Consider the following 17,481-nt stretch of genomic DNA (forward strand, 5'->3'; position numbering starts at 1 on the left):
TTGGAAATAATAACTAGTAATCAAATAAGCGCTATGAAGTTAAGTAATAAACTTACATTTCATAGCGTTTTATATTTAAAAAATTTATATGCTATTTGTTTTATTAATTTAGCAAGTTATATAAAGATAAGTTATATACAAAATAATGTATTTTGATGAATAGAAGTAATTTATATGTAATTTATATGTAATAAAATTGTTACCTAATTTTAAATAATTTAAAAAAGTAGTAGTGTATAATATGTTTATTAATTTACGAAATGTTTATATATAATTAAGGTGTTTATTTATGGATGGAGGAAATGGATGGGATACACTATTATAAAATCAGAAAAAGACTTAGAATTATCAACAAATTATCTAGCATTAAAAAATTTAACTGCTATAAGAAATTTTAATGGTAAATTTAAAGAGGATAAGTTATTTTCAGTCAAAGACAATATGTTTTATTGCATAGATGGAGTTATTTTAAATCTTACAGATTTAAAAAAGAAATATGGATGTTTTAATATAGAATCTTTAATTCATTGTATGTTCAAAAAACATGGTATAAATTTTGTAAAAGAATTAAGAGGAAATTTTAGCGGAGTTGTATATGATGCGTTTAATGATAAAATTTATACATTTACAAATCAGTTAGGAAATAAGTTTGTATATTATTTTTTCGATAAAAAAAATGATGATTTTATAGTATCTACTAATATATTAGATATTGTAAGATTCAAAAAAGAGTTAGGATATAATAGTTCTATTTCAGAAGAAGGGGCTTATTTTATGTTAACTTTTGGATATATGCTTATGGATTATACAATGGTAGATGGTGTTAAAAAAATTAATCCAGGTTGTTATCTTGAATGTAATAAAAATAAATTAAATAGTGTAAGATATTTCGAATATAATAATGAAGATATATTAGATGTTTCAATGGATAAGGCCATCGATGAATTATATGAGAGATTTTCGGATACAGTAAATCTATCTTTTAAAAAGGATAAAGAATATGGATTAGATCATTTAAGTTTTTTAAGTGGCGGCATGGATTCAAGAATGATAGTATTTACTGCTAATAAGTTAGGATATAAAGATATAAATTGTATTAATTTTTCCAAGCTTAATTCCCAAGACGAAAAAATTAGTAGAAGTATTTGTAACGATCTAAACTTAAATTATACTTTTAATAGTTTAGCTAATGGGGATTATTTAAAAAATATAGATTATTATATAAGTAAAAATAATGGACAAATTTTATTTAATGGAGCGGCACATTTAGTTAATACTATGTCAAAAGTAAATTTAAATAAATTTGGAATAGTTCACAATGGAAATTTAGCAGATATAATGCATGGGGATTACTTAGGAAAACCATACCACGAAAAGCCTATGTTGAGTAAATGGGGATATTCGAATAAGTTACTAAATAGGGTGAGTGAATTTGATAAAATTGTAAAAAACACATATACAAATGAGGAAGAATTTGTAATTTTTAATGCAGGTATTAATGGAGTATATAACGGATCAGTAAGTTTACATGATAATACTGAAACATATGAAGAATATACAGATCCAACAGTTGTAGAATATGCAATGAGATTAAGTCCTAAATATAGATTCCAAGAAAAGTTATTTATTAAGATGATTCAAAAACATTGTCCAGAGGCTACTAAATATAAATGGCAAAAATGGAATTGCAAGCCTAGTAAGTTAAATTCAAAAATTATGTTAAATAGATTTTCTAATACCTATATAAAGATACTTAATAAGTCTTATGAAATGATACTTGGTAAAAATAACATGAGAGAGATGAATCCCTATGATTATTGGTATAATAAAAATGATAATTTGAGGAAATATGTTGATAATTATTTTAAAGATAATATTCATTTGCTTTCAAAATATTCAACATTAAAGAGGGATTGCGAAGAATTATTTAAAAAAGGCAGTTTTTGTGAAAAGGCTCAAGTATTAACTTTACTTGGTTTCTGTAAAAGTTTTTATAATATATGTTTCTTATTAAATTTATAAAATAGGTTAAAAAATAGTAGTGTTTTTATCTAAATAACACTACTATTTTTTTAGTAAAATAATTTTAATATATAATAATAGATATAATTTTAACAAATAACTATGAAGTTCTTCTTGATGTTTTACGTATAATTTCTATACTTTTATATAAAATATAGTTATATAATGAGAGTTTTAATATTTTTTATGTTAATATTTTAATAATATTAATAAAAATAGGACAAAATATAGATAATGTTAAAAAAATGACGAACTTTTATCTTTGAATTATTATCAATGATATGTTAATATAATATCAAGAAAGACAATTGAAAGATTTAAGTCAATAAAGATTAAAAAAATATTTATTTAGAATTGAAATACACAGATAAAGTCTTGATATAAAACCAATGATTAAATATTAAAGAATAATTGCAATGTTTTTGAAATGCAAGAAAACTTGATTTAATCTTTTTTTCACAAATTGTGTGTTAAAAAATATACTAAGTAACAAAGGGTATTAAAAAGTTTCGAAGAATAAAAATTAAATTTATAAAGGTGGGATTTGAATGTGTACAAAAATATACTTTGTTAAACATGGTGAGGTAAATGCTTCAAAAAATAATGTTATAAAAAAACTATCTAAAAAAGGTGAAGAACAAGCTAAAAGAATAGCTAATAGATTTAAAAATTGCGAAGTATCTAGAATAATTTCAAGTCCATATTTAAGAAGTGTAGAAACAGTTAATGAAATAGCAGAGGATAAAGGTGTAAAGTTAGAATTAGTTAATGATTTTAATGAAAGAGAAGTATCAGAAAATCAAGATGAGGTTTTAAAGGAAACTCAAAAAAGAAGTGTTGAGGCTATAAATAAAGTGTTAGAAGAATCAGTAGATGAAAATGTAATTATATCTACTCATAGTGAAACACTTAAAGGAATATTAAGCTATTTTGATAAAAGTAACAATTATACAGTTACTAAAGAAGATGCAGATATATTTGAATTGACTTTTGATAATAAAGACTTAAAAAGAATGGAGCATATAAATATTGAAATTAATTAATTTTTTATATAAGGTAGCATCAATTAATGATTTTATATTTTAATTGATGCTATTATTTTATATAAAATTTGATTTATTTTAATATAAAAACAGTATAAGTAGAAGATTAAGTTTCTAAGATAGTTTTTAAATTTTCTTTTAAATGATCAATTGATTTACTTCCAATCATTGACGCATATATATTTTTGTTACTTATAACATAATTTAAAAGTTTCTTAGGAGAAGCAGTAGAATTTAAATTTTTACATTGATTTAGCGGGGCACTAATTGTTACATATAATCCTAAGAGCTGAGCAGCTTCCATGAGAGAATAATGTTTATTTTTTATTAATTGATTTTTTTTAGTACTTGCTGAGGTGTTAAATTTATTATAAGGAACTTGTATAAACTTAAAATGATGATTAGGACCAGCTACTTTTTTTACAATATCCATTACTTTATTTAAGGAAATATACCACTTAGAGTCCATATCATCTATAAATGCATACCAAGTTGCCATACCATAAAATTATATAGTACCTTTCTTTACTTCCTGTTCATAAAAATAGATAAGTGGTTCTAATTTTGTATAAAAAACATTTTCACCTAAAACATATTTGGATATTTCAGGGTTGTGAATATAATGAATATCTATAGTGTCTATACATAAATTTTTTTTGCTTAATTCTATACAGTTTTTATAAAACTTCGGTTCTAAAGTATGTCTATGATTATCTATAATATTTACATCTTCTTTATTTAAAATGTTTTTAGGTATTAATATATTATTAAGATAATCTATAGGATGAACTCCTAAGGTATAATCACCATATATTTGACCTCCCTTTGTAGAAATCACTATTTCTTCACGTTTAATTGCTTTTTCATGTTGTATAAGTTTGACTAGTATTTCACCTATGTCCTTTTCAGAACGCATACCTCTATAGTTAATGGCAGTATCTATAAAATTTATTCCATGTATAAGTCCATAAGTTAGAGTTTCCTTATACATATTAGAATGAGAATCAGAAAAGTCGCCTAAATGAGTGCCTAGTGCCATGGGTAAAAAATAAAAATTTTTTGTATATTTTACGTGGGATAAAGATATATTATGATTAAAAAAATAATTTTTAGTTTCTTTAAGTGTAGAAAAGCCTTTAATGTTCACAAGCAGACCCCCTAGTTTTTTATTAACAAATACAAGTAAATTATATACATAAATACTAATAAATTAAAGACTATAAAAATTTTGTATCAAGAGGTATAATAAAAGTATAAGGATGGCTTATTGCAAGTATAAAAAATATAAAATTATTTTCAAAATTTACAGAAAATTATAAAAATAAATAGAAATTCTTTATAAGAAATGATAAAATTATTTATATAAAAGACCTTACGTTAAGAGAGGATAGCCATATGAAAAAAATAAAGAGAAATAGAAAAAGAAATATATCATTAGTATTAACCATATTATTTTTGTTTTTAATAATAAATATATTTAACTATATTACTAATTTTAATTTTTATAAAGCAGCGCCTTCTAAAAAATGGTCTAAAAGTAGAGCTTTAGGAGAAATAAAAGCAACAAGTAATTCTAAAATTGTTCCTGTAGGAAAAAATTATATTATAGCTGCCAACAACGATAAGAGCATTAAACTTTTAAAAGTAAATAATAGGGGAGATATATTAGAAAAATGTAAACTAGATATTGACACGGAAATATTAAATAGTTTAGATATCTTAACTTTAAAGGATAATAAGGTTTATATTCAGTGGAGTAGTATAAGATTAGAGGGATTAAAAGTAAATGGTGCTGTTTTAGACGATAAATTTAATGTGCTTTCAAAAAATAATGAAAAAATGATGAAAGATACATCTAGGCTAGATGAAAAATTAATGTTATTTGCCTATAAAGATAAAATTGAAGTTAAAGATATAAATATGGGTAAGATTAATACTCTTAAAGTTAATGACCCTGACTTTGTGCGAGGTATTAAATTAAAGGAGAACGAATATTGCATAGTTTATAGAGATAAGGAAAAAAACTTAATAAAGGTTATGTATAAAGATGGTAACTTTCAAAAGCCAGTTAAAATCTGTACTTTAGTTGAACTTAGTGGAGAGATATTAAAAAATATAACTTTTGGAACAGATTTGAATCAAGGATATTTAATAATTGAGAAACAAAATAAACAAGGTATAAAAAGTGAGTTGATATCTTTTAATTTAAATGATAAGAAAGAAGAATTATATAGTACTTTAAAATTAAAAGGTGTATCCAATATAGGAGAAGTAGTTTTTAATAAAGTGAAGGATAATAAGGCTTACTTTTTAGCTGTTGGAGATAGACGAATCGGCGTTAAGAAAACCTTTAATGATGTATTTGAATTCTATATACAAAATAATCAACCAGTATTAGGGGATTTTATTTCTAGGTCACCAGAATTAGTAGCATTTGAGGGGGCAGTAGATGATATAGTAATTTATAGTGAATATGACCCTGATAAGGGAGAGTATAGTTTAAGGTTTACATCAAGCAATGAAGAGTTTAAAAAAGAAAATAATAGGCCTAAAAATAAAGAAAGAAAACAAGCTTTATTAGAAACTATTGAGATAGCTATATATGGTATAGCATATACTTTTATATTAGGATTAAAATGGATTTTACCAGATGTCTTAATATTAACAGTTTTAAGTTTTATTCAAGACAAACTTTCAAAAAAGGGAAAAGTTATTACATTTACTATTTTAGCCTTTATAATAGCTGCCTTTAAATCTATGAATATTTATCAAATAGTTTATACAAACCCTATAGCATATTTACCTAAGGCTTTGTCCTATAGTTTTATAGGAATGGGTATAAGTATATTAATAAGTATAATATGTTATATATATGCTTACTTATTTTATAAGGAAGATATGGATAGTATGTATGTAATGATATTTTCACCTTTCTTAGTGTTGGATTCTATATTAACATTTATTTTATTTGCACAATATTTACTATAAAAAGTTTCGTAAAAGACTATCTTGATTTAAAGTAAGTTTTTAAATCAAGATAGTCTTTATTTTTAAAATCAGTTTGAAGATTCATACTATTTATGATAATGTAAAATTAGGTAGTTTTAATTAAAAAAAGTTAAGTTACTTGGGGGATAAGAACATGGAAAAGAAGAAACTAGATGATATAACTATATTAAGGGTTATAGGGATATTATTGGTAGTGTTGGCACATGCAACGCACGCATATACATCGGGGTGGGTATATGAAACTCATGTAAAGTCTTCATTTTTCAGAAGGTTAACTTTATATGTTTATAGTTTTCATATGCCCTTATTTCTTTTTATATCAGGGGCAGTATATTACTTTTGCAGAAAAGAATTAGAAAAATATAATGATTTTAAGGCATTTGCATGGAATAAAATTAAAAGATTAATAGTGCCATATATATTTGTAGGAAGTGTTTACTTAGTACCTATAAGATTAAAACTAGGAATAAATCTTTATCCAGGAATTACTTATGGAGGAGCTATATTTAATCAGATATTAAGAGTACAAATTCCAGGGGGATTATGGTATGTAGTCATGCTTTTTAATATATTTATTGTTTTTAGGTTGTTTGAAAAACTTATTGATGCCAATCCAATAATTACAAATCTAATTATTTTTTCATTTTTATATTATTGGTCACCTAAAATAACAAATCAGTATCAGATAAGTAGAACTTGTTTTCATATTATATATTTTTATTTGGGATATTTATTTCAACAATATAAAAATCAAATTATTGAAAAACTTAAAATGTTAAAATATCCATTTTGGATTTTATTTATAACACATTTTTGTTTATTTACTTTTATGAGAAAATGTCTAAGAGTACCATATCCATATTTCTTATGGAGGATGTTAAATCTTTCTGTTAGAATAATAGTTCCCGTATTAGGAATAGGATATTGTTATTTTGCAGTATTATGGATTTTGAATAAAATACCTAAGATTACTAAAAATAAGATTATTAAAGTTTTAGATAAAAATAATTTTATAATTTATTTATTTCATGAACCAATTATATATTGTATTTTATATAAATTATATGATAGTTCAATGAAACCAATTATATTAGTAAATATATGTTTTTGGGTAAGTCTTTTAGGGTCATTGATTTTAGCCTTTATAATTAACAAAAGTATAATTTTGCGTTTTTTAACAGGAAATAAATTTAAGAAAAATATCTTGAATAAAAGGTTTATTAATACTTAAATAAAAAAAGACATAAATTAAGTTGAATATACTTATTTTATGTCTTTTTATTTTGGAGAAGTTAGTTTATATAGAAATATAAAAAGATTCGACCAATTAATAAAGGTCTTTCTTAATTGGTCGAATTTACTAATGGATAGAAAAAAAATAAACTTAGGAGGAAATATGAAAAAAAGTACAGGAATACAGAAAAGACTTCTATTTTCACATGTAATATTAACAGTTGCAATTTTGCTTGTTTTTGGCACTTTCATTTATTTAAAAATGGCAAGCTATACTGAAGAACAGTATAATCAATTTGTATCTAAGAATATTATGGAAATCGATAGAGGGATAATTAACTATATTGATGCTATGAAAGAAAATGTAAAAATGTTATCTACTTCTGAATTAACTAAACAAATAGATTCAAGGATAACATCTTATGTAAAAGGTAAAAGTAATAAAGGTATAATAAAAATGGATCCTTTAAAAGCAAATGCTTATGAGGCAAGCCTTTATAAAAGTTTTCAAAACTATGTAGATACTCATGAGGATATTCAAAATGTTTTTGTGGGAGTAGAAGAAAATGGAGGGTTTTTAGAATATCCTGCTATAGATAGAAAAGTAGGTTATGATTCTAGAAAAAGAGATTGGTATAAAAATGTTTCAAATAATCCAAGCCAAATTATTGTATCTGATGCACGTAAAAGCATAGATGGAGATTTAAGTATTAACTTTCTAGCTCCTATAAAATTAAAGGATAAACTTAGAGGGGTAATGGGAATGAGTATGACTCTTGATGATTTAGCTCAAATGGATAAGGAAATAAAAATAGGAAATAGAGGATATTTGGTTATTGTAGATAAAAAAGGTACAATTTTAGCCAATCCTAAGGATGGAAGTACCGTTTTTAAAAATATAAAACAATTAGGAATTAAAGGTTTAGAAAATCTAAATAATTTTAAAAACGATAATGAGATGAATTCAAAAGATAAACAAGGTAATAAATACTTAGTTAGAGCTTATAAAAGTAAAAATAAAGATTTGGGATGGACTTATCTAACTTTTGTAGATAATAGTGAGTTAAGAGAAAAGGTAAATTTTATAGGAAGATCCAATTTAAAGTTATCTATAGTGTTTATATTTTTTAGTATATTAGTTGCTTATATTATAGCTAATAAAATTTCCAAACCCATAAAAGTTGTAGCAGAGGAAATTAAAACTTTTGGTACAGGAGATTTTTCAGGAAAAATTGATAATAGCTATTTAAATGTAAAAAATGAAATTGGAGAAATGGCTATAGCAACGGAAAATATGAAAAATCATATAGGAAGTATGCTTTTAAATGTTAAAGATAGTTTTAATTTGATTCATAATAAAGCAGATCATTTAAATTCTGCTGTGGAAGAAATGAATATGTCGTCTATAGAAGTTAATAGTGCTACACAAGAAGTTACAAAGGGTATAGTTAATCAAACTGAACAATTGGAAGAGATTAAAAGAGTAGCCTATAATTTAGAAGAATCTTTAGAAGCCATGATTAATTTATTATCAAATGTAAACACCAAAGTAAACGGTATAGAGAGTTTAGCTAACAGAAGTAATGGAGATATGGTTAACTTAGCTCAAAGCGTTAAAAATATTGAAAAGATATTTTCTTATTTTACTAGCAAAATTGATAATTTAAACGGTAAAATAACCCAAATTGATAAAATGACAAATTTAATAAATGCAATTTCAGAACAAACTAATTTATTGGCATTAAATGCAGCTATAGAATCAGCTAGGGCTGGAGAGGCAGGCAAAGGTTTTTCAGTTGTTGCAGATGAAGTTAGAAAGCTATCTGAACAAACAAAAGCTTCAGCAGATAATATAAATAATCTTATCCAAGAGATAGTAACTGAAACATCTGATATAATAAAAAGTACTCAACATTTAGATAAACAATTAGAAGTACAAGATGAACATATAACAAAAGGAATATCTTCTTTTAATAATATAGTTGGATCAGTACAAGAAGTAGTTCCTTCTATAAGAAATTTAAATGAGTTTGTGCAAAAGATTACTGATGAAAATCAAGTTGTCATGAGTAAAGTTGAAAATTCTTCTGCTTCAGCTCAAGAAATTTCAGCATCATCTGAGGAAATATCAGCTTCTACTGAAGCAATGAGAAATGTTGTGGAAAATGTCTCAAAGGCATCAGAAGAATTAGATATTTTAACTGTAGATTTTCAAAAAGAAATTAATAAATTTAAGTTAGAAGATAATTAATAAATAAGTTTGAATTAACTTATAATATATAGTAAATTAAAATCCAAGTAATTATAAAAGCTTGGATTTTAATTTTATAAAGAAAAAAGAAATGATTTTTAATTATATTTGTAATTTGGTATAATGTTTAAAGAACTTACAAATTAATTTTTAAAGGTTGGTGAGAATTCATGGCAAAGAAAAAGAAAGAAGGGACTTTAGCAGAAAATAGAAAGGCCTTTCATGATTACTTTATAGAAGAAACTTATGAAGCAGGTATATCACTTGTAGGAACAGAAGTTAAATCTATAAGAGCTGGAAAAGCTAATTTAAAGGATAGTTATGCATACATTAAAGATAGAGAAGTTTTTGTTAGTAATATGCATGTAAGTCCTTATGAACAAGGAAATATTTTTAATAGAGATCCATTAAGAGATAGAAAACTTCTACTTCATAAAAGTGAAATTTTTAAACTTATAGGGTATACATCTCAAGAAGGATATACATTAGTTCCACTAGCTCTTTATTTAGTAAGAGGAAGAGTTAAAGTAAAACTAGGCGTAGCAAAGGGTAAACACAATTATGATAAGAGAGAAGCATTAAAAGAAAAAGCTGCTAAAAGAGATATAGAAAAACAATTAAAGAATTCTATGAAATACTAGAATAAAATTAACTCTTGAATTACTATTAAATATGCTGTATTATAATTAGTGAACCTTAGAAATAAGGAAAGCTTAATATAGTCTGTGCATTAAAAACACAAGGAAATGATTTGTGTAATAAGGCACAAAATTTTACCTTGAAAATTGAATAACAGTGGAGTGCCTTCAAATAAACGAAGTGCCAACCTCTCATATAACATGGGGGCGTACTTGGTTTCGACGGGGGTAAGTAGCGTTTAGTAAGCGAGCCGAGGCAATTCTGGGACCTCGTAAATCACCTAGAAACTTAAAGATAAACGCAGACGAAAATTTTGCATTAGCAGCCTAATATAGCTGCTCGTCCTACCTGGGAGTCCCACGGCCTAGGATAGGGCGTCAATTAGTGGGGACCCGAGCTTAGCAAAGCTTTGAGCTAAGAACGGAATTTATGAAGCTACTAAATCTAGAAGCCAGTCTATGGGCGTCTAGAAGAGGGAATGTCAAAACATAGAATGCGCTCGGAGAAAGCTAGATGGGACTATCTTCGGACAGGGGTTCGATTCAAAAGAGTCGCCTTAAGAAGTGATTCTTAAGTGAAAACTTGGCTTTATCGGTGAAACCGTAACACGTAGTGGTGATGGCAATACCGAGTGGTATGTGAAGAAATTCAACAGCCATGTATCGACTTATAGGCTTCTAAATCTGAAAAGATATGAAGTACTAGGATAGAAGTTATAAAAACAAAAATACAACTTCTATAACACGCCAAGAGAGTTATTATTTTATAATAACTCTAAGATATAGTCAGTGCTATTAGAAATAATAGAATAAACGTCCCCTCGCCTCCACCAAATAATCAATCAAATATTGATACAATTAAAAGCTCTTGATTTCAAGGGCTTTTAGTGTTTTTTGTAACAAATCTTAGTGGAATATTTTAAGTTTTGGGTTCGAAATTGTAGATTTTTATATTAGAGATGTACACCCTGAGTGCAAATTTTCAAAGGGGTGTGCATTTTTTTAGTGAGGTGTGCACAATTTAGCGGAAATAAAAAAAGATGGTAATATTAATATAGTATATTTTAAAATTTATGAATTTAATAAGGAGGAGTAAAAATAATGGCTATTACAATTGAAAAAGTTAATGATAACTATATAATGGTAAGCTTTAATTATAGCTATGATAATGTTTCGGCAATTAAAAAAATAGAAGGCAGTAGATGGAATGAAGCAAAGAAAGCATGGATAGTACCAAATACCAATAAATCTCTACATGCAATATCTGTAGCTTTTTGTGACGAAGATATTATATTTGATTCATCAATTGATTTGTTTGATTTATAGTTGTTGGTTTGTAAATTTCCTATAAAATATGTTTTTGTAATTAAGCCTTATAATCGTGAAATATTGGGTAAGTTAAGATTGTGTGGAGATGGTGGGGACAGTGGATATGTTTCCACACACGGGGCATGTGGAGACGGTAGTAAGGCTTAAAAGGAAACACAGTTAGAACCTTGAGAAATCAAGGTTCTTTCTTTATGAAAAAATTTATATGTTACCTTATACAGGGGAAGGAAACAGCAAGTATGATACCACTCACCTCCACCATGAAACCCACGAAAATCTAAAATATTGGATTTTCGTGGGTTTATTTGCATTATAAATTAGATTTAGAAGAAATATGATCCATATTGCATGGTTATTAATGTAAAAAATACTAATGTTATGATATAATTTTATAGAATTAGTAATAATTAAAACAGAAAGGATAGAATTATGGACTTTCAAGAAATTATGGCATTTAATGCTCCATATAATCAAAAAAATTTTGATGCTTTAATACAAAAGATTAAGTTGCACCAAGTAGTTCCATACATAGGTGCTGGAATGTCTATGTTATTCGATGGTGTATATCCATCATGGGGAGGATTTCTAAATGCCACATTTGAAGAATTTGGGGATCTTTTACAAAAAGAAACGTTTGATAAATTAAATTATGAGGATAAAGCGGATTTCTTGTATGATGATATGGGAAAGCTATCATTTTCAGATAATCTAAAAAAAACATTTGCACAAGATTATCTAAATAGGGATATTAGTGATTTTGTAGATAAAACTATGTATTTATTACCACATATTTTTGAAAAAGGGTTAATAATTACAACTAATTATGATAAAGTGATTGAAAAAATTTATGGACTATATAATAATTTGATTTTATCGGTTGCACATCCAGGACATTTTGAAGCATTAAATGGTGCACTTAGAGATAATGAATTATTATTATATAAAATTCATGGTGATATTAGTGAACCAATTGAGTCTATTATTTTAACAAAAGCCCAATATGATTCTGCATATAATAATCCACAATTAATTGATACTTTAAAACAAATTTATACTAGTAAAAGCATGTTGTTTTTAGGATGTAGTCTTGAAAAAGACCGACCAATAAGTTTATTATGTGAAGTTTCAAAATCGGGAATGAAAAACTATGCTATTATTGAATGTGCAAATGAAAGCAAAAGGAAAAAAAGAGTAGACTTAGAAAATGAATATTATACTCAAGCTATTTTATATCCTGCGGGAATGCATGAGTGTGTAAAGATAATATTAGAACATATTGCTGAAATAATTAATCCAGATAAATTTAAAAATATAAAAAATAGATGTTGTGATAATATGGATTTGAATAGAGAATTGTCTCATGAATGGTTTATTAATCAAAATAAAATACAAATTGAAAATTTAGGAAATAGATACTTGCCAGAATTAAATATAGAATTAAATGAAAAATATATTTTTGATGCTATTAGCAGGAATGAGGAGTTTTATAAAAGATTTATTAATAAAGCCGATCAAATTTTAATTGCTCTAAAAGAATTAAAGATTACTGCAATAGAAAATAATATTAATAATATATATAGGATAATTGACAACTTTCAAATTAATTCAATTGATAGTATAAAAGTTGATGAAATAATAGAAAACTTGAATTATATAAGTGAAATACTTGATAATAAAATTAAAGTAAATAAAACAAACTTAGATGATGGTTCTAATTTAAATAGTAATTCATTGAGAGATGAAATTTATAAATTAAACCAAAATCAAACTTTAATTGATGAATATATACATTATATGACTTCTAATGAAATAAAGTCAGTAAATAATCCATTTATTTTATTAGATGGTGAAGGCGGTATTGGTAAATCACATTTACTAGCTGATACAATAAGTAAGAGAAATTGTGAAGGTAAAAAATCACTATTATTTTTAGGTCAACATTTTAAAGAAGGGGATAATCCATTTGAGGCTATTTTAAAAATGCTTGAACTTGATTGTACATCTGATCAATTTCTTGAAGAATTAAATAGAATAGCTAAAAATGATAAATTTCGTATTATTATTTTTATAGATGCGTTAAATGAAGGAAGTGGCAAAAAAATTTGGAAGGAATATTTAGCGGGGATTATAGAAAAGATAAAATTGTATCCGTGGATAGGCCTTGTTTTGTCAATTAGAACAGAGTATGTAGAAAATGTACTAAATGATAACGATTCATTAGTAAATAATTTAGTGAGGGCTACTCATAGTGGTTTCTCAACTGTAGAATATGATGCAATAAAGAAATATTTTAATTTTTATGAAATTCCTTATTCAGATATACCTTTTGCAAATCAAGAATTTAGAAATCCGTTATTTTTAAGACTTGTTTGCGAAGGATATAAAAAGAAAGTCATAGATTTAGATAACATAAGCTTTAATGATGTTTACAAAAATTATTTATCAGCTATGAATTTAAATATAGCAGATAAATGTGAATATAGTAAGCATATTAATGTAATAGAAAAAGTTATTAATGAGATGGTGTTATATAAATATAATATTGGACTTGGAAGTAACTTGATACCATTAGAAAAAACAATTGAAATAGTACTTGACGTTGAAAAAAAATATAATATAAAAAAATCTTTGTTAGATGAATTACTTTCAAATGGAATACTAACACAAAATACAAACTATGATAATGAAAAATATATTTATGTTACTTATGAAAAGTTAGAAGATTATTTATATGCAAAACTGTTAGTTGAAGAGTTTGAGAAAATAGGAGCAGAAAAGTTTGGTTTAAAATACAAAAAATTAAAATACCATAATGATATATTAGAAGCATTAGCAATAGCTTTATCTGAGAAAGGAGAATATGAATTATTTGAGTTACTTATAGATGAAGAATATAATAAAAATGTTGTTGAAGCATTTTGTAGTGCTTTAAAGTGGAGAAAATCTAATTCTCTTAATGAAAAAACTCTTAATTATATTAATGATGTAGTTTTAAAATCTCAGTACGGATTTAGAAATTTATATGATGCATTAATTTTAATTTCTACAAAGGTGGGACATGCATTTAATGCAGAACGTACTGTAGATAACATTTTAAAATATAGTATGCCAGATAGAGATAAACTATTTATTCCATTACTTGATGAAATTTACTTTGAAGATGGATCACCAATTAATCGAATGTTAGATTGGTGTCTAAATAAAAAGAATTTTTATAATGTATTAAATGAAACTATCAGATTATCTGCTATAATGATTTCAACTTTTTTAATATCATCTAATAATATATTAAGAGATAAAAGTACAAAGGCGCTCGTAAATTTGTTGAATGGACATATTGATATTTTATTATCAGTATTAAGAAAATTTGAGAATGTAGATGATCCATATATACTTGAACGATTATATGCAGTTGCATTTGGTTGTGTTGTATCTGAGAAATCTAATAGTAAAATAGAACAATTATCTATATATGTTTATGATAAAATTTTTCAAAATGAGTATGTATATCCTAATATTTTAGTACGTGATTATGCAAGAAATATAATAGAATATGCTAAATATAAAGTTTCTAGTGATATATTAAATAATTTTAATGTTCAACCACCATATAAATCTGATATGCCAGAAGTTCCAACGGATGGAGAAATATCAAATTATGAATATGATTATAAATCATCAAGTTTCAAAAATTATTTTTGGAGTCAAAATGCTATTTTAAGCTCAATGAAAGTGGAATATTCTAGGGATGGTTCACCTGGAGGTTATGGAGATTTTGGTAGGTATGTATTTCAAAGATATTTTTCTGAATGGGATGGATTAGATTATAATGACTTGAAAAATATAGCCATTAAGAAAGTATTCAATATGGGATATGATGTAGAAAAGCATGGAACGTATGATAGAAACATAGAGAGTGGTCGTTATAGAGATAATACTAGAGAAAGAATTGGGAAAAAATATCAATGGATTGCTTTATATGAACTTGCTGCTCAAGTAGCTGATAATTATAAAATGAAAATTCATACAGATTGTTATGGTGGCATTGAATATAATTACTGTAAGGGAGCATTTGAACCGGATATAAGAAATATAGATCCTACAGCTTTAGCTATTAATACAAGTGATAAAAATGATAAGATAATACACAATAAGTTATATGAATTTCCTAAAGTAGCTAATGATGAATGGTTAAGTACTGTTGATGATATACCTAAAATAAATAATTTAATAAATCTTAAGTATAGCAATGAAGATTTTATTTTACTTAGTGGTTGGTATAGTTGGACAGAAGAAAAGCAATTAGGTAGTAAACAATACGAAAATCCTCAAAAGGATTTATGGGTACAAATTAATAGTTATATTGTAGACTCTAAATCAATTGATTCTATTCTAAAAAATTTAAAGAATAAAGATTTTATGGGAAGAAGTGCATCTGAGCCTAATGAAACTTATAATCTTTACAATAAAGAGTATTATTGGTCTGATGCATATAGATTTTTTAATAATTCTTATTATTGTGGTAATGATATAAAGGAGTTTCACAAATTTTCAGATGAAGATAATGAAAACTTTAAAGTATTGATACCATGTTGTAAATATGTTACTGAACGTAAAGGCGATAAAGTAATAGATAATAATTTAAGTTCATGGTATAAACCTTGTATAAAGTTATTTACAGATTTAAATATTCAATATGGAAAAGGAAATTCAATTCTATACGATTCTTATGGTAAGATTATTTGTTTTGATAGCTCTGAAGTATTAAAAGAAGATATAGGATTCTGTATTGATAAAAATATGTTTTTTAAATATTTAAAAGAGCATAATTATAGTTTATTTTGGACTGTATTATCGGAAAAAAGAATTATTTCTGAAAGAGATTGTGGTAATAAACATTATAAACAGCCACATATTAGCGGTGTTTATACAATTGATGAAGATGGTAAATTAAAAGGCTATACAAATACGTTTGAAGAATAGTTTTAAGGATAGAGAAATTGGTGGATTTCAAAGGTAACGCTTCGCTTCCACCAAATAATCAATCAAATATTGATACAATTAAAAGCTCTTGATTTCAAGGGCTTTTAGTGTTTTTTCAAACAAATTTTAGTGTAATATTTTAAGTTTTTAATTTGAAATTGTAGAATTTTATATTATAGATGCACACCCTGAGTGCAAATTTTCAAAGGGTGTGCATTTTTTTAGTGAGGTGTGCACAATTTAGCGGAAATAAAAAAGATGGTAATATTAATGTAGTATATTTTAAAAATTTACGAATTTAATAAGGAGGAGTAAAAATAATGTCTATTACAATTGAAAAAGTTAGTGATAACTATATAATGGTAAGCTTTAATTATAGCTATGACAATGTTTCGGCAATTAAAAAATAGAAGGCAGTAGATGGGATGAAGCGAAGAAAGCATGGATGGTACCCAATACTGATAGAACCCTACATGCAATATCTGTAGCTTTTTGTGACGAAGATATTATATTTGATTCATCAATCGATTTATTTGATTTATAGTTGTTGATTTGTAAATTTACTATAAAGTATGTTTTTGTAATTAAGTCTTATAATCGTGGAATATTGGGTAAGTTAAGATTATGTGGAGGTGGTGGGGACAGTGGATATGTTTCCACACACGGGGCATGTGGAGACGGTAGTAGGACTACGTCGCAAAGATACCTTATAATCCTTGAATTCATGCACTTTACCAGCTTTTTTAACTTTAACACAAAAGGTGATGATTTTAAGAATAAAGAACAAATTAATGGTGTTAAAGTAAGAGTTGGTATTTGATATGGTGTGAGTGGATATGTTAGTGTTAATTTAATATGAAATAGAAAAAGACTATGAAGGAAGCTTTTTAGATAATAACTTCATGGTCTTTTTGTACTCTAGAAGTATTTATGAAATGTATTAGTAATTGTATTATAATAAAGAATAATTAAG

12 protein-coding genes and 1 other RNA gene are annotated in these 17,481 nt (G+C 25.7%); 11 read left to right on the forward strand and 2 right to left on the reverse strand.

Annotation, left to right across the window (positions count from 1 at the left end; translation table 11 throughout):
- Positions 1 to 306 precede the first annotated feature (306 nt).
- Both QOZ93_RS03920 and QOZ93_RS03925 read left to right on the forward strand, forming a co-directional pair.
- The gene (locus QOZ93_RS03920) at positions 307 to 2,022 is read left to right on the forward strand and encodes an asparagine synthetase B family protein (protein ID WP_111941056.1); all 1,716 of its coding nucleotides are present in this window, start codon (positions 307 to 309) and stop codon (positions 2,020 to 2,022) included.
- A gap of 548 nt (positions 2,023 to 2,570) precedes the next feature.
- The gene (locus tag QOZ93_RS03925; RefSeq protein WP_111941058.1) at positions 2,571 to 3,065 is read left to right on the forward strand and encodes a phosphoglycerate mutase family protein; all 495 of its coding nucleotides are present in this window, start codon (positions 2,571 to 2,573) and stop codon (positions 3,063 to 3,065) included.
- Positions 3,066 to 3,171: 106 nt separating this feature from the next.
- Here QOZ93_RS03925 and QOZ93_RS03930 read toward each other — a convergent pair whose 3' ends face one another.
- Both QOZ93_RS03930 and QOZ93_RS03935 read right to left on the reverse strand, forming a co-directional pair.
- Positions 3,172 to 3,564, reverse strand: coding sequence for an aldo-keto reductase family protein (locus QOZ93_RS03930; protein WP_307355168.1), 393 nt, complete (start codon positions 3,562 to 3,564; stop codon positions 3,172 to 3,174).
- A 9-nt stretch (positions 3,565 to 3,573) separates the two neighbouring features.
- On the reverse strand, positions 3,574 to 4,212 hold the full coding sequence (locus QOZ93_RS03935) for an aldo/keto reductase (RefSeq protein ID WP_307355169.1): 639 nt from the start codon (positions 4,210 to 4,212) through the stop codon (positions 3,574 to 3,576).
- A gap of 248 nt (positions 4,213 to 4,460) precedes the next feature.
- Between QOZ93_RS03935 and QOZ93_RS03940 the strand changes: the two genes are divergently transcribed.
- The 9 genes from QOZ93_RS03940 to QOZ93_RS03980 all read left to right on the forward strand — a co-directional run bounded on the left by QOZ93_RS03940 (position 4,461) and on the right by QOZ93_RS03980 (position 17,328).
- Entirely contained in the window at positions 4,461 to 6,053 is a 1,593-nt protein-coding gene (locus tag QOZ93_RS03940) for a hypothetical protein (protein WP_307355170.1), read from the forward strand.
- A gap of 154 nt (positions 6,054 to 6,207) precedes the next feature.
- Positions 6,208 to 7,305 carry an acyltransferase family protein gene (locus tag QOZ93_RS03945; RefSeq protein ID WP_307355171.1) on the forward strand — a complete coding sequence of 366 codons (1,098 nt, stop codon included), beginning with the start codon at positions 6,208 to 6,210 and terminating at the stop codon, positions 7,303 to 7,305.
- A 165-nt stretch (positions 7,306 to 7,470) separates the two neighbouring features.
- Positions 7,471 to 9,558 carry a methyl-accepting chemotaxis protein gene (locus QOZ93_RS03950; RefSeq protein ID WP_307355172.1) on the forward strand — a complete coding sequence of 696 codons (2,088 nt, stop codon included), beginning with the start codon at positions 7,471 to 7,473 and terminating at the stop codon, positions 9,556 to 9,558.
- Between the two features lie 170 nt (positions 9,559 to 9,728).
- Entirely contained in the window at positions 9,729 to 10,199 is a 471-nt protein-coding gene (gene smpB / locus QOZ93_RS03955; protein WP_307355173.1) for an SsrA-binding protein SmpB, read from the forward strand.
- A 209-nt stretch (positions 10,200 to 10,408) separates the two neighbouring features.
- Positions 10,409 to 10,742, forward strand: a transfer-messenger RNA (tmRNA) gene (gene ssrA / locus QOZ93_RS03960).
- A gap of 555 nt (positions 10,743 to 11,297) precedes the next feature.
- Entirely contained in the window at positions 11,298 to 11,522 is a 225-nt protein-coding gene (locus tag QOZ93_RS03965) for an integrase (protein ID WP_307355174.1), read from the forward strand.
- Between the two features lie 3 nt (positions 11,523 to 11,525).
- Entirely contained in the window at positions 11,526 to 11,672 is a 147-nt protein-coding gene (locus QOZ93_RS03970) for a hypothetical protein (protein WP_307355175.1), read from the forward strand.
- 282 nt (positions 11,673 to 11,954) lie between these two features.
- The gene (locus QOZ93_RS03975) at positions 11,955 to 16,508 is read left to right on the forward strand and encodes an SIR2 family NAD-dependent protein deacylase (RefSeq protein ID WP_307355176.1); all 4,554 of its coding nucleotides are present in this window, start codon (positions 11,955 to 11,957) and stop codon (positions 16,506 to 16,508) included.
- Between the two features lie 607 nt (positions 16,509 to 17,115).
- Complete coding sequence (locus QOZ93_RS03980; RefSeq protein ID WP_307355177.1) at positions 17,116 to 17,328, forward strand: hypothetical protein; 213 nt, start codon at positions 17,116 to 17,118, stop codon at positions 17,326 to 17,328.
- Positions 17,329 to 17,481 lie beyond the last annotated feature (153 nt).

Source organism: Hathewaya limosa, from assembly GCF_030815255.1.
In the GTDB taxonomy this organism is placed as follows: Bacteria; Bacillota; Clostridia; order Clostridiales; family Clostridiaceae; genus Hathewaya; species Hathewaya limosa.